The sequence below is a fragment of the Megasphaera sp. SC8-1 genome, assembly GCF_024436295.1.
GTDB classification, from domain to species: domain Bacteria; phylum Bacillota; class Negativicutes; order Veillonellales; family Megasphaeraceae; genus Megasphaera; species Megasphaera elsdenii.
The window spans coordinates 108,236-130,455 of the sequence record NZ_JANFQH010000034.1 but is presented as its reverse complement, the minus strand read 5'-3'; the positions used below and the strand labels follow the sequence as shown (position 1 = coordinate 130,455).

At 59.8% G+C, this 22,220-nt stretch carries 25 protein-coding genes and 1 riboswitch; all 25 genes read left to right on the top strand.

Features of this window, described 5'->3' with window-relative positions; translation table 11 throughout:
• The first annotated feature begins 3 nt into the window (after positions 1-3).
• The 25 genes from cobI (at position 4) to NOS26_RS11300 (ending at position 22,217) form a co-directional block, all read left to right on the top strand.
• A complete protein-coding gene (cobI, locus tag NOS26_RS11420; RefSeq protein ID WP_074786746.1) occupies positions 4-699 on the top strand; it encodes a precorrin-2 C(20)-methyltransferase in 696 nt (231 codons plus the stop codon).
• A 45-nt stretch (positions 700-744) separates the two neighbouring features.
• Complete coding sequence (locus NOS26_RS11415) at positions 745-2,184, top strand: Rne/Rng family ribonuclease (RefSeq protein WP_027895060.1); 1,440 nt, start codon at positions 745-747, stop codon at positions 2,182-2,184.
• A gap of 127 nt (positions 2,185-2,311) precedes the next feature.
• Positions 2,312-3,958, top strand: coding sequence for a diguanylate cyclase (locus NOS26_RS11410; RefSeq protein WP_255917808.1), 1,647 nt, complete (start codon positions 2,312-2,314; stop codon positions 3,956-3,958).
• Positions 3,959-4,271: 313 nt separating this feature from the next.
• Positions 4,272-4,466: a hypothetical protein gene (locus NOS26_RS11405; protein WP_143073054.1), complete on the top strand. Its 195-nt coding sequence runs from the start codon at positions 4,272-4,274 to the stop codon at positions 4,464-4,466.
• A gap of 211 nt (positions 4,467-4,677) precedes the next feature.
• Positions 4,678-6,024, top strand: a complete 1,347-nt coding sequence (gene trkA / locus NOS26_RS11400) for a Trk system potassium transporter TrkA (RefSeq protein ID WP_014016493.1) — start codon at positions 4,678-4,680, stop codon at positions 6,022-6,024.
• Between the two features lie 2 nt (positions 6,025-6,026).
• Positions 6,027-7,481, top strand: a complete 1,455-nt coding sequence (locus NOS26_RS11395; protein WP_074786742.1) for a TrkH family potassium uptake protein — start codon at positions 6,027-6,029, stop codon at positions 7,479-7,481.
• A 10-nt stretch (positions 7,482-7,491) separates the two neighbouring features.
• The gene (locus tag NOS26_RS11390) at positions 7,492-8,946 is read left to right on the top strand and encodes a TrkH family potassium uptake protein (protein ID WP_072982174.1); all 1,455 of its coding nucleotides are present in this window, start codon (positions 7,492-7,494) and stop codon (positions 8,944-8,946) included.
• 93 nt (positions 8,947-9,039) lie between these two features.
• On the top strand, positions 9,040-9,189 hold the full coding sequence (locus NOS26_RS11385) for a hypothetical protein (protein ID WP_014016496.1): 150 nt from the start codon (positions 9,040-9,042) through the stop codon (positions 9,187-9,189).
• A 99-nt stretch (positions 9,190-9,288) separates the two neighbouring features.
• The gene (locus NOS26_RS11380; protein ID WP_074786740.1) at positions 9,289-10,338 is read left to right on the top strand and encodes a GspE/PulE family protein; all 1,050 of its coding nucleotides are present in this window, start codon (positions 9,289-9,291) and stop codon (positions 10,336-10,338) included.
• Positions 10,329-11,291, top strand: a complete 963-nt coding sequence (locus NOS26_RS11375) for a type IV pilus twitching motility protein PilT (RefSeq protein WP_074786738.1) — start codon at positions 10,329-10,331, stop codon at positions 11,289-11,291. Before NOS26_RS11380 ends, NOS26_RS11375 begins: the two co-directional genes overlap by 10 nt.
• A complete protein-coding gene (locus NOS26_RS11370) occupies positions 11,288-12,337 on the top strand; it encodes a type II secretion system F family protein (protein WP_074786736.1) in 1,050 nt (349 codons plus the stop codon). The genes NOS26_RS11375 and NOS26_RS11370 overlap by 4 nt, the downstream gene beginning before the upstream one ends.
• 17 nt (positions 12,338-12,354) lie before the next feature.
• The gene (locus NOS26_RS11365; protein WP_255917803.1) at positions 12,355-12,720 is read left to right on the top strand and encodes a competence type IV pilus major pilin ComGC; all 366 of its coding nucleotides are present in this window, start codon (positions 12,355-12,357) and stop codon (positions 12,718-12,720) included.
• 4 nt (positions 12,721-12,724) lie between these two features.
• Positions 12,725-13,177, top strand: coding sequence for an A24 family peptidase (locus tag NOS26_RS11360; RefSeq protein ID WP_014016501.1), 453 nt, complete (start codon positions 12,725-12,727; stop codon positions 13,175-13,177).
• Positions 13,171-13,596, top strand: a complete 426-nt coding sequence (locus tag NOS26_RS11355) for a hypothetical protein (RefSeq protein WP_177183651.1) — start codon at positions 13,171-13,173, stop codon at positions 13,594-13,596. Before NOS26_RS11360 ends, NOS26_RS11355 begins: the two co-directional genes overlap by 7 nt.
• A gap of 13 nt (positions 13,597-13,609) precedes the next feature.
• On the top strand, positions 13,610-14,050 hold the full coding sequence (locus tag NOS26_RS11350; RefSeq protein WP_255917802.1) for a hypothetical protein: 441 nt from the start codon (positions 13,610-13,612) through the stop codon (positions 14,048-14,050).
• The gene (locus tag NOS26_RS11345; protein WP_255917801.1) at positions 13,968-14,417 is read left to right on the top strand and encodes a hypothetical protein; all 450 of its coding nucleotides are present in this window, start codon (positions 13,968-13,970) and stop codon (positions 14,415-14,417) included. The genes NOS26_RS11350 and NOS26_RS11345 overlap by 83 nt, the downstream gene beginning before the upstream one ends.
• The gene (locus tag NOS26_RS11340; protein ID WP_014016504.1) at positions 14,414-14,848 is read left to right on the top strand and encodes a hypothetical protein; all 435 of its coding nucleotides are present in this window, start codon (positions 14,414-14,416) and stop codon (positions 14,846-14,848) included. The genes NOS26_RS11345 and NOS26_RS11340 overlap by 4 nt, the downstream gene beginning before the upstream one ends.
• 16 nt (positions 14,849-14,864) lie before the next feature.
• Complete coding sequence (locus NOS26_RS11335; RefSeq protein WP_074786732.1) at positions 14,865-15,620, top strand: hypothetical protein; 756 nt, start codon at positions 14,865-14,867, stop codon at positions 15,618-15,620.
• Positions 15,621-15,632: 12 nt separating this feature from the next.
• On the top strand, positions 15,633-16,148 hold the full coding sequence (locus NOS26_RS11330) for a hypothetical protein (protein WP_074786730.1): 516 nt from the start codon (positions 15,633-15,635) through the stop codon (positions 16,146-16,148).
• Positions 16,123-16,572, top strand: a complete 450-nt coding sequence (locus NOS26_RS11325; protein WP_036204597.1) for a hypothetical protein — start codon at positions 16,123-16,125, stop codon at positions 16,570-16,572. Before NOS26_RS11330 ends, NOS26_RS11325 begins: the two co-directional genes overlap by 26 nt.
• Positions 16,573-16,606: 34 nt before the next feature.
• Positions 16,607-16,785: riboswitch (cobalamin riboswitch) on the top strand.
• A 124-nt stretch (positions 16,786-16,909) separates the two neighbouring features.
• Positions 16,910-17,524, top strand: a complete 615-nt coding sequence (locus NOS26_RS11320) for a MotA/TolQ/ExbB proton channel family protein (RefSeq protein ID WP_036204594.1) — start codon at positions 16,910-16,912, stop codon at positions 17,522-17,524.
• A 2-nt stretch (positions 17,525-17,526) separates the two neighbouring features.
• Positions 17,527-17,940 carry a biopolymer transporter ExbD gene (locus NOS26_RS11315; protein WP_074786800.1) on the top strand — a complete coding sequence of 138 codons (414 nt, stop codon included), beginning with the start codon at positions 17,527-17,529 and terminating at the stop codon, positions 17,938-17,940.
• Entirely contained in the window at positions 17,937-20,255 is a 2,319-nt protein-coding gene (locus tag NOS26_RS11310; RefSeq protein ID WP_074786728.1) for a TonB-dependent siderophore receptor, read from the top strand. Before NOS26_RS11315 ends, NOS26_RS11310 begins: the two co-directional genes overlap by 4 nt.
• 14 nt (positions 20,256-20,269) lie before the next feature.
• Positions 20,270-21,226, top strand: coding sequence for an ABC transporter substrate-binding protein (locus NOS26_RS11305; RefSeq protein WP_074786726.1), 957 nt, complete (start codon positions 20,270-20,272; stop codon positions 21,224-21,226).
• A complete protein-coding gene (locus NOS26_RS11300) occupies positions 21,219-22,217 on the top strand; it encodes an iron ABC transporter permease (RefSeq protein ID WP_072982150.1) in 999 nt (332 codons plus the stop codon). Before NOS26_RS11305 ends, NOS26_RS11300 begins: the two co-directional genes overlap by 8 nt.
• The last annotated feature ends 3 nt before the right edge of the window (positions 22,218-22,220 follow it).

The window sequence follows — 22,220 nt, the reverse complement described above, 5'->3', positions numbered from 1 at the left end:
AATATGAAAGGAACACTGTACTGCGTCGGCGTCGGCCCGGGCGATCCGGAACTGCTGACCCTGAAGGCGCTGAAAATCATCCGCACCTGTCCCGTCCTGGCCGTACCCCAGAGCCGGACAGGCGTCGTCACGGCCCAGGGCATCCTCATGAAAGCCCTGGACGGCTGTGGCATTACCATCGACGACAAGACCGTCATCACCATGGATTTTCCCATGACCCGTGACGACCAGGTCCTGAAGGACGCTCATGAAAAAGCGGCGCACCGCCTCATGAACGAACTCGACGAAGGCCGCGACGTCTGCCTCATCACCCTGGGCTGCCCGACGGTCTATGCGACCAGTATCTACGTCCACCGCCTGATCCGCCAGGCCGGCTATGCGACGGAAATCGTGCCCGGCGTGCCCAGCTTCTGTGCCGTCGCAGCCGAGCTCCAGCAGCCGCTGTGCGAAAAAGATGAGGCCCTCATCGTCATCCCCGGCAATCATAAGCACCGCCGGGACCTGCTGGCCCTGGACGGCAGCAAGGTCATCATGAAGCCGTCCGGGAAACTGGGCCCTATCCAGGACGAGCTGCGGGACTTGCAGCTCCTGGACAAGACGGCCATGATCGAGCGCTGCGGCCTGCCGGGAGAAACGGTTTATGAAAAAGCGGCCGACGCCAAAGATACGGGCTATTTCGCCGTCTTGCTGGTGAAATAATCCGGGCCGGAGTTATGAATTTGTCCGCACAGGAGGAATGAGAAGATGAAAACAATCATAGGCAATGTCATGCCAGAAGAAACACGCATGGCGATCCTGGAAGATGGCCGTCTTCGCGATTTCGCCGTCGAACGCAATGACGACATGCACATCGTCAATCATATCTACAAGGGGACGATCCAGAACATCCTGCCGTCGCTGCAGGCCGCTTTCGTCAACATCGGCCGCCACAAGAATGCTTTCATCTATATGGGCGATATGTTCCCGCGGGCGGCGTCGAAAGAGGAAATCCAGCAGATGCACCTGTCCATAGGCCAGTCGGTCCTGGTCCAGGTCATCAAGGACGAACAGGGCATGAAAGGACCCAAAGTCACGACCAATGTCAGCCTGGCCGGCCGTTATGCCGTCCTCATGCCGACGGTCGATTATATTGGCGTCTCTAAAAAAATCCGCGACGAAGAAGAACGCAACCGCCTGCGCCGCATCGTGTCGGAAATCAAGCCTGCCGGCATGGGCCTCATCATCCGCACCGTCGCCAAAGGCGTGTCCCGGGAAGAACTCTTAGGCGACTTGAAGTATCTCCTGGGGACCTGGGACAGTATCTGCCAGCGCTATAAGCTGGCCCGCAAGCCGACTCTCTTATATCGCGAAGCCGACCTGGTCATGCGCATGATCCGCGACCATTTTACGGCCGACGTCAAGCAGGTCGTCGTCGACAGCCGCGAGGCTTATGAACGGATCTGCCAGGTCTTCCCGGATCCGGCCTGGCGCAGCCGCGTCCGCTTTTACGAAGGCGCCGCGCCTATTTTTGAACACTATGGCATCGAAGACAGCCTGAAAGGCCTCATGTCGCGCATCGTGCCCCTGCCGTCAGGGGGCAATCTGGTCATCGACCATACGGAAGCCCTGACGGTCATCGACGTCAACAGCAGCAAGTATACAGGCAACGGCTCGACCTTGCAGGATACGATTTTCCACGTCAACAAGGAAGCCGCCGTAGAAATCGCCCGCCAGCTGCGCCTACGCGACATCGGCGGCATCATCATCATCGATTTCATCGACATGGCCCAGCCGACGAAACGCGACGAGATTTTGCAGATCCTAACCCGCGAGACGGCCCTGGATTGCACCAAGACCCGCGTCCTGGGCATGACGGCGCTGAATCTGGTGGAAATTACCCGCAAGAAGGCCCGCCAGAGCCTCTATCAGGTCCAGTTTAGCTCCTGCGATGTCTGCGGCGGTTCGGGCGTCCTCTATTCGCCGGAAACCGTGGCCATCCAGATTATCCGCCGCCTGCGCCACCTGGCCGGGAGTCATCATCTGCAGGGCGACGTCCTCATCGAGGCGCATCCCGATGTCCTGGCCCTGCTCAAGGATAAGAAGCGCAAAGCCGAATGGGAACGGGAACTGAAGCGGACCCTTTATTTTGAAGAATCGCACCACCCGAATCGGGAAGTCTTTTCCATCTTGTCCTATCAGCCCTGACAGCACCGTGGCTGGCAGGACAGGTGTCGTAGAAATGGCTTGTACTTCTGCCTGTCTTATACTATAATTAATACAAAGTATTACGGATAGCTATATATAGTAGACATAGGGAGAGGAGGCGGTTGTGATGCAGACGATCCGCTCGCGATTCCTGACTATCATCTGCGGCGTGTCGCTGACGCTGTCCATGGTCTTTGGCGCCCTCGCTGTCATTCTCGTCGATCACGATGAAACCATCATTGCCGCCAGGACGCTCAATGGTCAGGCAGCTCATGTCTATACGACGTTGAACCCCATTTTCATCCAGTCTGAAGATATCGTCCATTACATCGGCAACACGATCGAACACGAAGTCAAGGACCCGCAGGAACTGCGCGATAAAGCGTATCGGGACCGCTTGGAAGACAAGGTCCGGCGGTCTTTTTATAATGCCATCAGCGGTATCGACGGCGTTCAGGGTTATTATCTCCACTACAATGAAGATATATCCGGTACGCCCGACGGCTTCTGGTATGCCCGCCGCAATTCGCGCTACGATTTTACGATTCAGCCGATTACGCCGGTCAAAGCCTATGGAGAAAAAGCCGTGAACCGGACGAACTGGTATTACCGGCCTTTGCGGACGAAACAGGCCCAATGGCTCGAACCGTATATCAATGGTAATAACAGCGTCCGTATGATTACCTATGTCATGCCTATCTTCGTCAAAGGCCAGTTCGTCGCCGTCGCCGGCGTCGACATCGATTTCAACGTGCTCTGCGACGTCGTCGGAGCCATGAAAGCCTATCAGGATGGCTATGGCTTTTTGTTCAAAGATGGGCAGACCGTCTATTTCCATCCCGATGGCAAAGGCATTGAGCCTGATTTTAATCCGGATTTTATGATTCTCCAAAACGGTGATCTGCTGCAGCGGTCGGCAACGGAACAAAAGCTGATCCATTACGAGTATAAAAGCATACCCATGGCCTTAGCCTTCACCACTTTTCGTAATGGTATGAAACTGGCCATTACAGCGCCGGCCGATGAAATCTACGCCGGCCGCCGGACGATGATCTTCCTGGTCCTGGCCATTACAATCGTCGTCGGCCTGGGTTCGACCATCCTAGCTGTGAAGGCGGCCGACCGCATCGTCCGTCCTTTGCAGGATATCAGCGCAGCTGCCCGCCGCCTGGGCCGCGGGGAATACGACCAGCATCTGACCTATACCGGTCACGATGAAATCGGCAGCCTGGCCAGCCACATGAACGATACGATGGAACGGATGCGAAACTACGTTGGCGCCATGCAGAAACAGGCCTATCAAGATGAACTGACGTCTGTGAAGAACGTTGCCGCTTACGATAAGAAGGTATACGACCTGAATCAGAAAATCTCCGCCGGCCAAGCTGCCTTTGCCGTAGTCATGGTCGATTTGAACCAGCTCAAGGAAGTCAACGACCGCTTTGGTCATGAAAAAGGGAACATCGCTTTGCAGACTTTGTGTCGGGCCGTCTGCCGCCTTTACAAGCACAGTCCGGTTTACCGCATCGGCGGCGACGAATTCGTCGTCATCCTCGAAGGCGAGGACTACGATAACCGGGACGCTTTGTTCCAAAAAGTCCAGGCTTTCGAACGCATCCGCGATTTGAAAGCCGCTCAGCCGTGGACGCAGCTCGCCGCTTCTGTAGGCATGGCCGTCTACGACCAGACTTGCGATGCTGCGTACCAAGCCGTCTTCAACCGGGCCGACACGAAAATGTATGAACAGAAAAAGCACCTGGCCCCACGGTCGTAAAGGCGGAAAACCGTGTCCTTTCCTGCTGGGTCTGTGTTACCATCAAAGAGAAGACTGGCAGACAAGAGGAGGAGAAGCGTTATGCAGGCCGCTTTTGCTTCCTGGGATTACCGCCGTTTCCGGCCTGCTGTAGCGGCGCTCTTAGCCGATGGCAGGATGGCCAACGCGGATGTGAATGGAGCATACAACATACTCCGTAAAAGTAAGCAGAACTTCGATTTCGAGGGACTGTGTAAGGGGCTTTTGGACAGCCCTTTGAGAATTCAGTCCGGTCTTCTTCATCGCCAAGCAGCTGGGCTTCCAGATTCTCGCCTTGACGGCCCATCAAGAGGGCAGTTTCATCCGCAAGTATTTCCCTGTCGTCTACAGCTGCCGCTTCGCCGAAATGGCCAACAAGAAGGGGAAAGTCCTGGTACCGGATAAGGAAATCAAGACGGCCTTTTTTGAAGAACACCATCCCGAAAGCCTGGCCCGCCTCGACGAATACGAACAATTGGGCCTTTTCTGAGGAGGCCAGGGCGGCGAAGGGGAAAGATGTACAAAAACGATAAAATGTGATACTATTTGTAGGGGCTGGAACATGGTGGTTTGCGCCGTCATGTGGAGCCCCTTTTTTCTTAATGTTTGAAGTTTGAAGTTTGAGGTGATGCTTTTAAATTTTCACCTTCGCACATCAAACATCAAACTTTCAACATCGAACTTTTAAGGAGGTCTTTCCTTTGCGTATTGTTGTCGTAGGGGCTGGCAAACTGGGGTACAGTATTGCCGAGCTGTTATCGAATGAACAATTCGACGTCGTTGTCGTCGACCATAATGAAGAACGGCTGGAAGTCGTCAAGAATAATCTCGATGTGTTGACGGTCCTGGCCAACGGGGCCAGCCCGATCACCATGAATGACCCGGACATCCGCGGTGCCGATATCCTCGTCGCCTGCACGGCCGTCGATGAAGTGAATATGGTGGCCTGCATCATGGCCAAGAAGCACGGCATCAAATATACGGCAGCCCGTATCCGGGACATGCAGTTCCTGTCGGAAGCCAAGGATTATCTCAAGCAGAATTTCGACATCGACCTCATGCTCAACCCGGAAATGATTACGGCCCGCGAAATCAACCGCATCCTCATGACGCCGGCAGCGCTCAACGTCGAAGATTTCGCCAATGGCAAGGTGCGGCTCTTTGAAACCAAGGTCCGCCGCCATTCGCCGCTCATCAACATCCCCTTTAAAGACATGAACATGCCGCCGTCTATCCTGGCAGGCATGATTTTCCGCGACCACCGCATGATCATCCCTCACGGCGATGACTGCCTGTTCCCGCGGGACAATGCCTACTTCATCGGCGATCCCAAGGCCATCGAGAAATTCAGCAAGAACTTCGTTCCCAGCGATACGAAAATGGTCGAACGGGTCATCATCATCGGTGCCGGCCGGACCGGCCGCTTTCTGGCGCCCATGCTCGATAAGGAAGGCATCAAGGTCAAGATTTTCGATAAAGACCGCGAACGCTGCCGTCAGGCGGCCGAGCTCCTGGACAATGGTCTGGCTATCTACGGCGACGGTACGGATATCGACCTGTTGGAACAGGAAGGCATCGCCGATGCAGACGTCGTCATCTGCCTGACCGATGACGACCGGCTGAACCTCATGCTGGCCCTCATCGCCAAGCATCTGGGCGCCAAGAAGACCATCGTCCGCGTATCGCGCATCGAATACAGCGACCTCATGGAAAAAGTCGGCGTCGACATCGTCTTGTCGACGCGCCTCTTGTCGGCCAGTGAAGTCCTGGCCTTTGCCCGCCGCGGCGGCGTCGTCTCTGTTTCCCTCCTGGAAGGGGCCAAGGCCGAAGCGGTGGAAGTCATCGTACAGGACGGGGCTCCCGTAGCCGGTAAACGCCTCATGGATGTCCGCCTGCCCAAGGAATGTCTGGTCTGCGCCTATGTCCGCGACGGCGAAGCCTATATCCCCAATGGCCAGTCTGTCCTCATGGCCGGGGACCGGATCATCCTCTTCATCCAGACCGAGTACTCCAAGAAGGTCATGAAGTACTTCAAAGGCAGGGAATAATCATGAACCGCAGTATCGTCTTTTATCTCGTCAGCCGCCTGGCTCTGATCAACGGTCTGGCTTTGATTATCCCTCTGTTGGCCGCCTTATGGTGGGGGGAAGCGGGTATCGTTTATTTCGTCCCGGCTCTGGCAGCTGCCCTGGTCGTAGCGGCCTTTTGCCGTTACCGCGGCCGCCATCATAAACGCCATTTAGGACCGGGTGAGGGAGCGTGGTACATGGTGGCGGCTTGGTTCCTACTGGGCCTCTTGGGAATGATTCCCTACGTCATGGCCGGTATCTTTGCGTCGCCCGTCGATGCCTTCTTTGAAAGTGTGTCGGCTTTTACGACGACGGGGACGTCGTGCCTGGCTGATGGCGGGGCAGCCCTGCCGCAGTCCCTCTTGTTATGGCACAGCCTCATGGAATGGCTCGGCGGCCTCAATTTCATCCTCATGCTAGTTTCGGTCATGCCCCAGGTCAGCGGCTGTTTCGGCCTGACCCTGTCGGTTCACCAGAGCGTGGCCTTCAGTCCCATGGTCGCCCGCATGCAGGAAGCGGCCCGCCAGGCCGGACGCATCTACCTGGCCATTACGGCCTTTTCCATGCTCCTGTACTGGCTGGCCGGCCTGCCTTTGGGAATGGCCATCAACCAGGGGTTCATGACCATGTCGACCAGCGGCGGCGACGCCCTCTTCGATTTTTCCCGCTATGACAGCCTGGCCCTGGAAGCCGTCGGTGCCGTCTCCATGCTCCTGGCCAGCGGTAATTTCCTGCTCTACTGGAAGGGCTGGGAACGGCGCGATTTCAAGGGACTCTTCAAGGATGCGGAGCTGCAGGTCTTCCTGGCGGTCCTGGTGGCCGCAGGGCTCGTCGTGTCTTTCCATTTATGGCGTTTCGGCGTCTATGACGGCTGGGACAACCTGCGCTACGGCTTTTTCCAGGTCCTGTCCTTCAGCAGCACCAGCGGGTTTGCCTCGGCATCGTATCAGTACTGGCCGGAATTTGATAAATACGTCCTCTTTGCATTGGCCTTTGTCGGCGGCTGTATCGGTTCGGCTACGGGCGGCCTCCGGGTCATGCGCTTCATGGTCCTCTTTAAGATGGCGGCTCAGGAAATGCGCCGGACCCTGCATCCGCATATGGTCATTTCCCTGAAGGTCGACGGCGTCCCTGTCGACATGAAGATCATCAGCCGCGTCCTCAGTTATTTTTTCCTGTTCATGGCGACGTTTTTTGTTTCCATGCTGATCATCTCTTTGTCCGGCGTCACGCCCATGCAGGCTATGGGCATGGCCGTCGGCTGCCTGTCCAGTGTCGGTTCGACGATGGACCTCTTTGGCGTAGCCGATGTCTCTGTCTTGCCGGCATGGACTAAGATTTATTGCAGTTTCCTCATGATTTTAGGACGCGTCGAAATCTTTTCCTTCCTCGTCGTCATCCAGACCGCATTCGGGTATCTGCGGCGGCGCTGGTAGGAGGTGCATCATGAATATACGGATTATTTTATTCGTCTTGGGGAAATTGGCCCAGGCCTGCGGCCTGGCTCTGATGATTCCCTTTGTTGTCGCCCTTTTTTATGGGGAAAGCAGCCTCATGGCGTTCCTGGTGGCCATCGTCATCAGTCTCTTCCTGGGGCGCCTGTTCATGGGGCAGGGCCATCGGCCGACCGACAGCCTGACTGTCCGCGAAGGCGTGGCCATTACGGCCCTGGGCTGGATCATGATTACCTTGCTGGGGATGATTCCCTATGCCGCCGGCGGCTATTTGTCCGTCCTGGACAGCATCTTTGAATGTATTTCCGGCCTGTCCGGCACGGGGGCGACGGTCATCGACGACATCGAAGGCCTGCCGGCCAGCCTGGTCCTCTGGCGGGCCCTGACCCACTGGTTCGGCGGCTTGGGCATCATCGTCATCTTCATCGCCGTCTTTCCGCAGTTCGGCAAGGGCATCGTCCACATGTTCAACGCCGAAAGCACGGGTCCCCGGTCGGACCGGACCTTGCCGCGCATCAAGGAAATGGCCAAGGCCCTGTTCACGGTGTATGTCGCCTTTACGATTGTTTCGACGCTTGTCTTCATGCTCTGCGGCATGCCGTTCCTCATCGCCGCCGACCATGCCTTCGCGACCATCGCGACGGGCGGCTTTTCGCCGTATAATGACAGTGTGGCCCATTTCCACAGCCCCGTTATTGAACTGTGTCTTTCTTTCTTCATGCTCATCAGCAGTGCCAACTTCGGCATGTACGTCGCCGCCTGGCAGAAGGGCTTTAAAGTCATCCTGGACGACACGGAATTTCGCGTCTATCTGGCCATCGTCGTCGTGGCGACGGCGGCGATGAGCCTCGACCTCGTCTTAGCCCAGCAATGGGATGGCGTCGAAGCCCTGCGCCAGGCCTTTTTCCAGTCCGTGTCCATTTCGTCGTCGACGGGGTTTGTCTCCAACGACTTCGACCAGTGGCCGGTCTTCTCGAAGTTCATCCTCCTGGTCTTGATGTTCGTCGGCGGCTGCGCCGGTTCGACGACAGGCGGCCTGAAGGTCACGCGTATCATGCTGCTGGTCAAGACCCTTGCTGCCATCATCCGTCAGAAGATGCATCCCAACCTGGTCCTGCACATCCGTTCCAATGGCGAAGAATTCTCGATGGACCTCATTTACGGCGTGGCCAGATTCTTCTTCGTCTATACCATGCTCGGCGTCCTCTGGACGTTCATCCTAGTCTTTGACGGCGTGGCCATCTTCGATGCCATCGGCCTCAGCGTATCGACGATGGGCAGCTGCGGACCGGGCTTCGGCCAGTTCGGCGCGACCGCGACTTGTTCGGCCCTGCCGCCGCTCAGCAAGGTCGCCCTCTGCTTTTCCATGCTCATGGGCCGGCTGGAAGCCTTTCCGGTCCTGGCCATCCTCATGCCGTCTTTCTGGCGCCACCGCAACAGCTGGTAATTGGGGGGAATCCCTTGCATGAGACTATCCCTTTGCCGTATAATAAAGACAATATTATCGTTACTTTATCTTTTATCAAAGGGGGAATTACCTATGAGTTTTTGGGAACAAATGGCGAAGACCATCGATGCAGGCGAAGAAAAAAAGAAGAAGGAAGAGCTCTATCAGAAGACCTTCCATGAATTAGCGGAAAAACTCAGTGAAATCCGCAACAAAGAAACGCAGGACGAAGCGGAAGATTAAGGAATCCTTAAATTTTCCGATTTTCCATTAGAGAACGATTAAATTTTGTCAGACCGTCTCCTTTCCATGCTATGCTAGCTATGGAAAGGAGATTTTTTTATGGACGTAAACAAGTTATTGCAAGACGCCCTGGCCGCCGGGGCCAGTGACATCCACATCGAACCCATGGACGACGCCGTCCGCATCCGCTGGCGCCGGGACGGCGTCCTCTGTCAGGCTGGGTATCTCCACAAAAGCAGCCTGGAGAAACTGGTGAGCCGCATCAAAGTCCTGGCCGGCCTGGATATTGCCAACCGCCGCCTGCCCCAGGACGGGCGCATCGTCTGGAAGGATGGGAATCGCCGCCTGGACCTGCGGGTCAGTACACTGCCGACGGTACGCGGCGAAAAGGTCGTCATCCGTATCCTCGACGGCCAGCGCATCCCCCTGGACCTTTCGGCCCTGGGCATGGATGACCAGGCCCGGCGCTGCCTGGAAAGACTCATCCGCTGCCGCCAGGGGCTCATCGTCATCTGCGGCCCGACGGGCAGCGGCAAGACGACGACCCTCTACGCGGCCCTCCATGAGATCCAGGATGATTCCGTCAGTATTGCGACCTTGGAAGACCCGGTGGAAATCCTCATGGAAGGCGTTTCCCAAAGCCAGGTCCAGGCCAAAGGGGGCATGATGTTCCAGGACGGCCTGCGGGCCCTGCTGCGCCAGGACCCGGATATCCTCGTCGTCGGCGAAATCCGTGACAGCGAGACGGCGCGCATTGCCGTGCGGGCCGCTTTGACGGGACACGTCATCTTCAGCACCCTCCATGCGCCGAGTGCCGTTGAAGCTGTAATCCGCCTGACCGATATGGGCATCGCCCCGTATCTGGCAGCCGATGCCCTGGCGGGCGTCGTATCGCAGCGCCTGGTCCGGCGGAAAACCAAAGCAGGGACTTATGAAGGCCGCTTCTGTCTGTGTGAAGTCGTGCCGGCCGGCCGTCATCTCCGCACGGCCATCCGCAGCCGTGCCGGCGTCGCTGCCCTGACTGAAGCGGCCCGGAACGATGGGGCTGTCCTCCTGACCGATGTCATCGCCCGGGTCCTGGCGGCCGGCTGGACCGATGAACAAGAGATACGCCGCATCTGTGAAGGTGGTGAGGCCCGATGGACGTAACGGCACTGATGGAAAAGGCCATCGGTCAGCAGGCGGCGGACCTTCACTTGCAGACGGGGCGGCCGCCCATGCTTCGCCTGGCCCAGGGCCTCTGTTCCTTTCCCGGTCCGCCGTTGTCCGAAGACGACGTGCGCTGCCTGCTGCACGCTGTCGGCTGGACCCGGGACGAAGTGGGGGATGGCGCCTTTTCCTGGCGCCGGTCCCTGCGCTGCCGCCTCCATGTCTGCCGGGAATACGCCGGCCTCCACGCGACGATACGCTTCCTCTATCCCCTGGCGTCCCTGCCGCCGGATGGCGACGGGCCCCTGCTGGAGCGCCTCAGCCGGCTGACACAGGGCCTGGTCCTGGTCTGCGGTCCCACGGGCAGCGGCAAGACGACGGCCTTGTGGCGCATCTTGCAGGCCATCAATGAACGGCGGCCGTGCCACATCATCACCTTGGAAGACCCTATCGAATACGTCGAAAAGGGCAAGGCCTCCTTGATTACGCAGCGCGAACTGGGAACGCATTTCCCGGACTTTGCCGAGGGCATCCGCCAGGCCCTGCGCCAGGACCCGGACGTCATCCTCATCGGTGAGATGCGCGACCGGCCGGCCATGGATGCGGCCCTGATGGCTGCTGAAACGGGGCACTTCGTCTTGTCGACGCTGCACACGCCGTCCGCGGCCCAGGCCGTGAGCCGCATTGCCGGGGCTTACAGCGGCGATGCCCGGCAGGAAGTCCGCTACCGCCTGGCCATGGTACTGCAGGCCGTATTGGCCCAGCGCCGGCTGGAAGGGCAGGGGCAGGTCGAAATCGTCCGGGAGGTCCTCGTGCGCACGCCGGCCGTAGTCCAGCTCATCCGCAGCGGCAAAGAATATCAGCTGCCGACGGTCATGCAGACCGGTGCCGCTGCCGGTATGCGGACGATGGACCAGGCCCTGCGCCGCTGCCGGGCCGGAGGGGCCTTATGAGGCGCCGGACCGCACGGCTGCCCGTGACCTTGCTGGCCTTTTTCTTTCGCCAGCTGGCAACCCTCGTCGGCAGCGGCATCCCGCTGGTCCAGGCCTGGCAGCTGCTGATGGCCGACATGCCGGGCCGCTATCGCCGTCCGCTCCATCTGGCGGCCTTGCAGATGGAGCAGGGCGTCTGTCCATCCCAGGCCATGGACCAGTGCCGGGCCTTCCCCGAGTTGGCCTGCCGCCTTATCCGGGCCGGCGAGCAGACAGGGAACCTCGAAGGACTCTGCCGTGTCCTGGCCGATTTCTATGAAACCAAGGGGAAGGAGCGGCGCCTCCTCGTCCAGGCCCTGGCCTATCCGGCCTTCCTGCTGGTCTGCCTGATCCTGCTGACGGCAGGAGCGTGCCTTTTCATCATCCCTGTCTTTACGGATATGATGGACCAGCTGGCCGTCCCCCTGCCAAAAGGGACGCAGTATCTGCTGGCCGCCATGGGCGCCTTGCGCCATTACGGCGTCTATGGCCTGGCCGGGCTGACCGTCGGCCTCCTCGTCCTGTGCTGGGCCTGGCAGCAGGCCAAATGGCGGCTGGAACTGGAATGGCAATTTTTCCGCCTGCCCTGGCTCCAGACCTGGGTCCTCGTCTGGGCCTGGCAGCGGTTCAGCCAGATCCTGGCCGTCCAGCTGGCCGGCGGCATCCCCTTGCTGGACAGTCTGCCCGAAGCCGCTGCCGTCGTGCCGTCGCGCCTTTTCTGGCAGTATATCCTGCAAGCCCGGCTGCTGCTGGAACGGGGCTGTGCCTTCAGCCAGGCCGTCCACGCCGGCCGTTTCGGCACGCCTTATGTCGAAACCATGCTGGCCGTCGGGGAAATGACCGGCAGGTACGATGAGGCCCTGGCATCGATTTCCCGCTATTACGGCAGCCGCCTCCAACAGCTGGCCGGCCGGCTGCAGCGCTGGCTCGGGCCGGTCGTCCTCTTGCTGACCGGGGCTTTGATGGGCTTTTTGATTCTTTGTTTCCTCTTACCCCTGCTGGATATGGCATCCAGCGTTGTGACTTGATGAAAGGAGTTTTTACTATGCAGACTCGCAATGGTTTTTCTCTGTTGGAAATGTTGATTTGTGTATCCCTGGTCCTCATTTTCGCCTCCTTTGCCGTACCGCGCTTCTCTTCGGCGACGAAGACGGCCCAGGAAGCCAAGGTACAAGCCGATATCCGGACCATCAGCAATGCTGCCGCTCTCTATGAAATCGACCACGGCGTCTTTCCGGCCAGTATCGACGACTTAGTGACCAAGGACAGCGATGGCAAGCAGTACTTGCAGTTCAAGCCACTCACGCCGGACAAAGGGGAATATCAGATAGCCAATGGCGTCGTCTCTGCCGACTATAACAACAAGCATTTTTCGTCCGATGCGGCGTCGGCCCAGGAAGGGAAGGGCTGAGCCTATGGAGTGGCCTGAACTGTTCCTCTGGTATGGCACGGCCGCAGGCTGTACGGCCTGGATCTGCTACACCGATATCCGGCGCTGCTGGATTGCCGACGCTCCCGTCCTGGCCCTGGCCCTGGGCAACGGCCTGGCCGGATATGCCGGCTTAGTGCGCCCGTTTTGGCCGGTCTCTGTCGGCGTCGCCGCCTTTTTCCTGGTCCTCTATGGCCTCTGGCCCGGCGCTATCGGCAGCGGCGACATCAAACTGGCCCTGGCCTTGTCGCCGGGCTGCCCCGACTGGGGCGCCTGGGTCATGCTGGTCGCGTCCTTTTGCCTGGCTGCACCGGCCGCCTTGGTGTATCGGCGCTGGAAAGGGGCCTCTGTCATTCCCTTCGGCCCGTTCCTCCTGCTGGGCTGGTGGCTGGCCCAGGGGCCTTTCCCGTCGTGGTGGCCAGGAGGCTGGCTATGGTGAAGGGAAACGGCTTCCTCAGCCTGACCGGCTTGATGCTGGCTGCGGGATTGCTGGTGCTGTACCTGGGATTGTGCCTGACCGGGAGCCAGCGCAGCCGCAGCCATCAGGCCGTCGATGGCCTGGCGCGGGAAATGGCCCTGGATATACAGCAGGTCCGGCAGCGTTGTGTCGGCAACAACCAGGGCAGCGGCCGCTGGAAACTGGTCCTGGAAGGAGACCGCTACGTCCTCCAGGAAGGCTACGTCCGGATCAAGGAACGGCCTTATCCGCCAGGCCTGCAAGTGACGAAAGGAGATGTGTGCTTTGATGTCGATGGTCGTCCGCAGCATACGATGTCTGTGGTCATCACGGCGCCCGATGGGGCTTATGAGCGCTCTATCGTCGTGGCGGCTCAGACCGGGCGCATCCGCCTGGCCTGAAGCCAATGGCTTCTTGTTCTTCGCCGACGGCCTGGCTGGCCTGCTCATCGGGGCCTGTCTGCTCATGACGGCCCTGGGCCTTTCGCTCCAGGCCATCCAATGGCATCAGCAGGCCCGGCAGCGGCAGCTGGCCGCCATGGTCTGCCGGCAGGTTATGGAAGCCTGGGAAGGCGGCTGTCCGCCGCCCAGTCGCGTCGTCTTGGAGGGCCGGTCTTATGAAGTGGTTTCTCAGCAGACCGAACGGGATGGCGGCCTGATTTTACGGTATGTAGAGGCAGGTGATGACCATGGGCTCCGTGTTTCCTGCCGGCTCCTGGCGCCGGAAAAGACCGGAGAAGAACGGCTGGATTCTCTTAGACGTGCTCCTGGCCTTGAGCCTGTCCGCCCTGACCCTGACGGCCCTGCTGCCCCTGGCCGGACAGACGGCCCGGCTGGACCGGCGCTGTCAGATTGAAGAAGCCTTGCTGCGGCAGCACGTCAACGTGGAAGAAACGCTGTTCCAGGCCCTGCGCTACGGCCAGGAGGTGGAAGTGGCGCCGGCGGAGGTCCGGTTCCACACGTCCCAGGGCACGGCCAGGGGCTTTGCCGTCCGCCATCAAAGCCTGTATGTCCGCCTCAGTGATGGCCGCTATCAGCCCCTGACGGGCGGCGGCAGTACGGTGAAAGGCCGTTTTCTAGCCATCCTGCCTCTCGACGGCCAGCCCTTTTTCTCCCGGACAGGCCGGGCTGTCCAGGTCGCCTTCCTCCTGAAAGAAAAGCGGAGCGGCTTGTCCCGGCCCGTGCAGTTTGCCGTATGGCCTTTGAACGAAGGTGAGCTATGAAAAAACGAAACGGTTTCTTTTCTTTTTCTATCGTAACCGTGGCCCTGCTGGCTTTGAGCCTGTCCCTGACGGCGGCGTCCCTGGCGTGGAAGCATTTCCAGATGGCCCGGACTTACGAAGAAACGGTGCGGCTGACCTATTTAGCAGAAAGTGCCCTCCATGAAGGCTGGGACCAGCTCTGTCGGCATCCCGATGATTTCCTCCAGGGAAGGCCTATCCCCGTGCCGCAGGCAGAAGGCCTGGCTTCTCAGGGAGAACAGCTTTCCGTGCGCTGCCGGTATCAGCCGGCCGGTGCAGTGGCCGGTGGTTTCTTGAAGGCCCAGGCGGCCGTGCCAGACTCGGCGGTCCAGCAGACGTGCGGCCTCCGCTTCGAGGTCCGTGCCGATGAGCAGGGGCGGCCTGTGCTGCACCGCTGCCAGTATGTGAATTAACGAGAGAGGTGAGCGTATGTGGTGGCAACAAAATGCCTGTTTGTGGCTGAATGGACAGTCTGTCCATCTATTAAAGACGAAACGGACCTGGTATGGAGGCGTCGCTTTCCGCCAGGGTCACTGGGATTATGAAGCGAAGCGGGACCCGGACTGGATGGGACGGGAAACTGCAGTACAGGCCTGTCTGCCCGGCCTCCTGCGGCGCTATGGCCTGGCCGGCTGGCACCTGCGTCTGCTCCTGGGCGGGCCGGGCGTGCTCTGGAAACGCCTGTCCCTGGGGACGCCGGACCGACAGGAAGCGGATGCCCTCATTGCCGGGGCCGGCCTGGTCAGTGAGGAAGGGCGGGCCTATGCCTTCGAGGCAGCCTGTCCGGCCAAAGGTGATGGCGGCCTTTATGACTGGACCGTCGGGGCCTATCCCAAGGAAGGTGTCGCCGCTATCTGTAAGGCCTGCCATGATGCCGGGGCTGTCATCCGGTCCATCGACTTGCTGCCCGCTTTCCTGGGACGCCTTTGGCCTTCCGGTACGGGGATGCTGGTCTTCCAGGAAATGCCGGATAGACAGCAGCACCGGATCCGCCTGAAAGATGGCCTGCCCCTGGCTTATGAGGTACAAGCGGTTGTGCCGCCGGCGGACCTGCCGCCTTTCCGCTGGCTTCCCGAAGGGGCCGGTGCGGAAGACTGGCAGCCGGCCGGGCCGAGTCCGGCTGTTCGCTGCCTGATGGAGGACTGCCAGCTGACCCAGGCCACGGCCATGCTGGCTTTCTTATGAGGAGGGATGATCATGAAATGCAATCTCTTGCCCTTGGGATACCGCCAGCACCACGGGCTTTGGCAGCGGCCGGCCTGTCTGGGCTTGCTCCTGATACTGACGGTCTGTTTGGGGGCAGGCCTCTTTTTCCAGTACCAGCTGCACCGGGAAAAGGCCTATTATACGGACTGCCTGTACCCGCTGCAGCAACAGATACGGCAGGGAAACGAAGCAATCCGCCGCGGCCAGGCACAGGTGGAACGGGCTGCAAAGGAGCGGCCGGCTGGCCCCTTATCGCCGTCCCTGATGGTGGCTTTGGCCGGGTCTAAGCCGGAGGGAGTCGCCGTCGAAAAGGTCAGCAGCCGGTCCGGCCGGGTCGTCATCGAAGGCCGGACGGCCTCACCGGATACGCCGCAGCAGTGGCAGCGGTCCTTGCAGCAGCAGGGCCTCGGCCAGGCGGCCGTTGCCAGGATGAAGCCCGATATGGGCCAGGGGATTCCCTTTGCGCTGGAGGTGACCTGCCGTGAAGGCGTGGCGAAAACGGGTTGACTGGCAGCGGGCCTTTCCCATCCTGGCCATCCTGACCGTGGGAGCCGCTCTTTTTGCCGTCTCGTCGTATCAGGCCTGGCAGGGATGGCAAGGCGTCCATCGCCAGTTAGCGCCGTATGCCCGTTCGTGGCGGCCGCGGCCGGTACCGGCGCCTGCTGGCTGTGACGGCGTCCCCGATGTAACGGCCTCCCTGGCGGCCCGGGACATCCAGCTTCTGTCGTGGCAACAGTCGGGCCGCGAAGCCGGCCGGCAGACCCTGGTCCTGGCCGGTACCTTTGCCAGTCTCCTGAGCTGGATCAATGATTGGCCCGCCGTCTGCCCTCAAGGGACTTGCCAGATTCTCCAATGGGAGAAAAGCGAGACCGGAAGCGTCGTGACCGTTGAAGTCACGACGGCCGGAATGGACGGCCAGGCCCTTCATTGACAGTCTGACGCCGGGCATGATATAGTTATGTTTGTAAGTTTGAAGTAAGTCAGGTGTCACAGACTCAATAGAGAAGCCGGTCCGATGCCGGCGCGGTCCCGCCGCTGTAGGGTGGAGCCAGGCTGCAACGACGTCACTGTACGGAGGTATGGGAAGGCGCAGCCAGGGCCATGAAGCCAAGCCAGAAGAACTGCCTGACGGATAATCACCGATAGACCTGCGAGCGATGGGAAGGAGATTGTATGGAAAGTTACTTGGAGGAGCTGTCAGCTAAAGGCGGCTCCTTTTCTATTTGTACCTCTGTTCGGCGCTTCGCCAGGCCGGACAGGAGGTCATAATGGAAGCGATTTTAAAGGGATTTCAGTTATTTCAGGCAGGCGGGCCGGTCATGTACCTGCTCCTGGCCTGTTCACTCTTCGTCGGCTATATTGGCATCGAACGGGCTTTGTTCTATGGGAACATGGACGCCGGGAAGGCCTTTGCCGAACAGTTCTATACGCAGATGAAACTGCGGCGCTGCGACCAGGCACAGCAGCTGGCTGCCGGAGCTCATGGCGGACTGCCCCTCATCTTGCAGGAGGTCTTCCAGGGCCAGGCTGGGCCTGACGTCAAGGCCTTCGTCGAGATGCAGTCGGGCATCTTCATTGCGAAATTGCGCAACCGCCTCTATTATCTGTCGGTCATCGTCACCATGGCGCCGCTCTTGGGGCTTTTGGGGACAATCAGCGGCATGATTCGCGCCTTCAGTGTCCTCAACATCCAGTCCGGCCAGGCCATCGCCATTACCGGCGGCGTCGGCGAAGCCCTCATCGCCACGGCTTTCGGCCTCTGCGTGGCCATCCTGGCCCTGGCCGTCCACGCCTATTTCACGCAGCGCCTGGACCGCATCATTACCGACATGGAACTGTGCTTTTCGGCGCTGGAAACGATGGCTGAGAAAGTGGGGCAGTGACCATGCAATTACGCAATCGCCGCCAGTTCGAGCGGCCTTCGATTATGATTATCCCCATGATCGACATTATGTTCTTCCTGCTGGTCTTCTTCATGATGACGTCCCTGTCCATGGTCGACCTGCACAGCCTGGGTGTCCAGCTGCCGCGGGCTTCGGCTGCCCAGGCCCAGCCGTCGGCGCCGTACGTCGTGACCTTGAAGACTGACGGGTCGTTGTGGCTCGACGGTCAGCCCGTCCAGGAAAAAGAACTGATTGCCTCCGCCCGGGATCAGCAGGCTCAGGACAGCGCGTTCTACGTCGTTCTCTGTGCCGACCGGGGCCTTGATTACGGCCAGGTCGCCGATGTCCTCGACGATTTGAAGCGGGCCGGCATCACCCGTATCGGCCTGGCTGCTGAGAAAGGGGACCAGCCGTGAAGCCCTGGAAGGGGAAACGGGGACGCATCGCTGCCGGCGCCTCCGTATCGCTCCACGCTGCCGTCTACCTGGCCCTGGCAGCCGGTGGTTTCTTTACCTTGTTCCAGCAGTATACGCGTCAGGCCGGCGTGACCGAGGTCATGGTCTACAATGCAGAAGATCTGGCCGGCGCCGGCGGCCGTGATGCGGCAGGGACCGATGAGGACCTGGGCGGCGCCGCTGACCCAGAAGGCAGGGCTGAAGCATCAGGCGCCATGGCTGCCGGCGAAGTTGCTTCGACTAATCCTGACGAGATGGGAACCGCTGCCGATGGGATGACCTATGGGACCATATCCCAGGCCCGCCGGGAAGGGGGCGCTTCGACAGGCTCCGGGACTGTCTCCCGGCCCCCCGCCTTGGCAGGGAAGCCCCAATCTGCCAGCCAATCCGGCCGGGACTCGGGCGGTACGGTACGGGCTGCCGGGCCGGGGAAGAACGAGGCAGCCGCTCCGGCTGGGACTCTCCAGGTACCCGATGCCGTCGCCGATATTCTTGACGCCTTGCGGAAAAAAATTCCCGTAAAGTTATCGGAAGCGAAGATAGTTCCACCCACACCGACCATCCCGCCCAGCCAATCGAATACGACCGTCATTACGGCGGAAAACATGGAAGCCCACCAGGATACGACGGTCCAGCAGGCCCTGCAGCGCGTCACGGGCGTAACGGTCAACGAAATGGTGCCCGGTATTTCCTCGTATGTCAAACTCAATGGCGACGACCGGGTCCTGATCCTCGTCGACGGCCAGAGCCTGGCTAACGCCCAGGGTTCCGGCTATGGCCGGGGCAGCGTCGATTTGGCCAGTCTGCCCGGCATCGGGGCCATCGATCACATCGAAGTCACCAAGGGCAGTGGCTCCGTCCGCTACGGCAGCGGTGCCGTCGGCGGTGTCATCAATATCGTCACCAAGAAAGGGGACCGTCGCGAATCGTCCCTCGATGCCTATACCGGCTCCTGGGGGATGCACGGCTACACCCTGACCGACAGCGGCCGGGCCGGTGCGACGAGCTGGCTTGTCAGCGGCAGCCTGGAACAGCGGGAGTACTATGCCTTTCCTCACGGGGCCAATACGGACCATTCCCGCGGCGACATCGCCAAGAAGTCCTTATCCTTGCGGCTGGACCAGGACCTGACGGACCAGACGTCGCTGACGGTGAAAGCCTATCATCAGGACTATCACGGCCACGGTTCGACGTATAAAGCCGACCCGGCCGGCTGGTACCTGACGGCGAATAAGCCCATCGACCGGCTGGTCAACGACTACAGTGTGACTTATCATTTTAAGAAGCAGACAGCCCAGCCGGGTTTCCTGCGCTATTTCAATGATTACCAGCGGACGTACTGGTCCAACCATTATTTCACCCGCACCCAGGGCCTGGAATGGCAGGATAACTGGCAGCTCGGCTCGCATCAGCATGTGACGGCCGGTGCCGAATGGACGGAAGACATGGGGACCAATTATGAAGCCCATTATATCGACAAAAAACGTCATAATCAGGCCTTCTATGCCGAAGATGCCCTGACCTTCGGCAAGTTCACCGTCACGCCGGGCCTGCGCTGGGACCGGAACAGTACCTTCGGGTCGCACCAGACGCCGCGCCTGGCCATGAATTATAAGGCCAATGACGCCTTCAACGTCTATGCCTCATGGGGCCGCGTCTTTTCGCCGCCCCGCCTGAACGACCAGTTCTACATTACCTCGACGTCGCACGGCAACGAAAACTTGCAGCCTGAAGAAGGCTATACCCAGACCCTGGGCTTCCAGTATCAGGCCGGTCCCAAGACGAGCCTCGAAGGCAGCATTTTCCACAGCAATTTGGAAAACGTCATCCGCTGGAACCGCACGTCCAGCTACTCGGAAGCGGAAAACCTCAACGAAGAGGACAAGCGCGGCTTCGAGCTGACGTGGAAGCAGAAAGTCAACGATAAATGGGATTATGAAGGGGGCTATTCCTACATCCGCACGAAAGTGGATAAAGGGGCAGGCCTTACTTTCGATACGACGTATAACCAGCCCAACGGCTATCACGCCGGCATCCATTACCACAGCGGTAAATGGCAGGCTGGCGCCGATATGACTGCCGGGACCGGACGCAACGATACGTATTACCGCAATAATTCCTATGTCGTCTGGAATGTCAGCGCATCGTATTCGCCTGATGCGGCGACGACGATGTATGTCAAAGTCAACAACCTCAACGACGAGGCCTATGATCTGTACCATAATTATCCGGCTGCCGGGCGCAACTGGCAGGTCGGCGTGAAGAAAAAGTTTTAGGAGGTGCCTTTACGGTGAAAAAAATTTGTCTGCTCATCGTCGCTTTTTGCCTGCTGGTTCTGGCAGGGTGTGCGCCGCAGAACGCGGCTACTCAAGGCGGCAGCTCATCTGGAGCCTATGCCGTCGTGACCGACGATAGGGGGACGGTTGTCACGTTGCCTGAGAAACCGCAGCGCGTCGTCGTCCTGTCGACGTCACTCCTCAATTTTGCCGCGGCTGTCGATGGGGACCTGGCCGGACGGTCGGCGGTCAAAGCGGAAGATGCGTCCCTGCCGGCGAAGTATCAAGCCGTGCCGGATGTCGGCCCGGTCTACAACGTGAGCCTGGAAAAGGTCCTGGCCTGCCAGCCGGATTTGGTCATTGCCAGCGCCGACCACCATGCGAAATTGGCGGCCCAGCTGGAAGAAAGCCATATTCCCGTTTTGGTCCTCAAGACCAAGACCTATGACGACGTCAAGCGCAACCTCGATATCATCGGCAAAGTATACGGCAAAGAAGACGCGGCCAAGGGCAAGGAAGCCGAACTGGACCAGGCCGTCCAGGCCATCGCCGATGCCGTACCGGCCCAGGGGAAGCGGGTCGCCATCATCCACGCTACGCCCAGCTCGGTCAGCGTCGAACTGCCGTCGAGTATTGCCGGCGATATGGCCCAGCTCCTGCATTTACAGAATATCGCTGCTGATGCTGCGACGGATGGCCAGACGACGCGCATCCCATACAGCATGGAAAGACTGGTCCAGGCCGACCCGGACGTCATTTTCCTGACCTCTATGGGTTCGTCGGATAAAATCGAAAAGCGCATCCAGGAAGACATCAAGGGCAATCCGGCCTGGGCGTCCCTGTCAGCCGTGAAGGCCGGCCGGGTCTATGTCCTGCCGGAAAAATATTTCCTCCTCAATCCGGGCCTGGACTATCCGAAAGCCGTCGCCTATATGGCCCATCTGGTCTATCCGGAGGCCGTTCATGAATAGTGTCGCCAGCCGTCACCGCACGCTTTGGCGCTGGCTCGTGCTGGGCGCCTTTGCCGTCCTGGCCCTGGCCGGCCTGATCCTATCCATCTTGCAGGGCGTTGCGGCGATTACGCCGGTTGACGTCATCCATATCCTCTGGCAGCCGTCGATCCGGACGGCCGATCAGATTATCTGGAATATCCGCCTGCCCCGGACCCTGACGGGGGCCCTGGTCGGGGCGAATCTGGCTTTGTCCGGCGCCATCCTCCAGGCGGTCATGCGCAATCCCCTGGCCGACCCGCATATCATCGGCATTTCATCCGGTGCCGGCCTGGCGGGCATTGTCGTCCTCATCGTCTGGCCGGCATACCTCTTCTGGATGACGCCGGCCGCCTTCCTCGGGGCCATGGCGGCAGCCGTCCTCATTTATCTCCTGGCCTGGAAAGACGGCATCCGGCCGGTGCGCATCATCCTGGCTGGTGTCGCCGTGTCGGCCTTCCTGGGCGCTATCATTTCGGGCATCCTCATTTTTTACAGTGACCGCGTCCACGGAGCCCTGTTGTGGATGGTCGGCGGCCTGGCTGCTAGCAGCTGGAAAGACGTGACGACGATTCTGCCGTATACGGTCATCGGCTTGATTCTGTCGGGAATCGGGGCCTATTACCTCAACCTGCTCCAGCTCGGCGACGACATGGCCCGCAGCCTGGGCCTGTCTGTCGAAGGCGCCCGCCTGGGCCTGACGGCGGTGGCTGCCCTGCTGGCGGCTAGTGCCGTCAGCGTCGCCGGCCTGCTGGGCTTCGTCGGCCTCATCGTACCCCATATCGTGCGCCTCCTGGTCGGGTCCGATTATCGCTATCTCATCCCGGGGGCGGCCATCCTCGGCGTGGCGACGGTGACCTTGAGCGATACGGCAGCCCGGCTGATCCTGGCGCCGGCTGAATTGCCCGTAGGCATCATCATGGCTTTCATCGGGGCGCCGTTTTTCTTATTTCTCTTGCGGAAGGAAGTGTGAGTC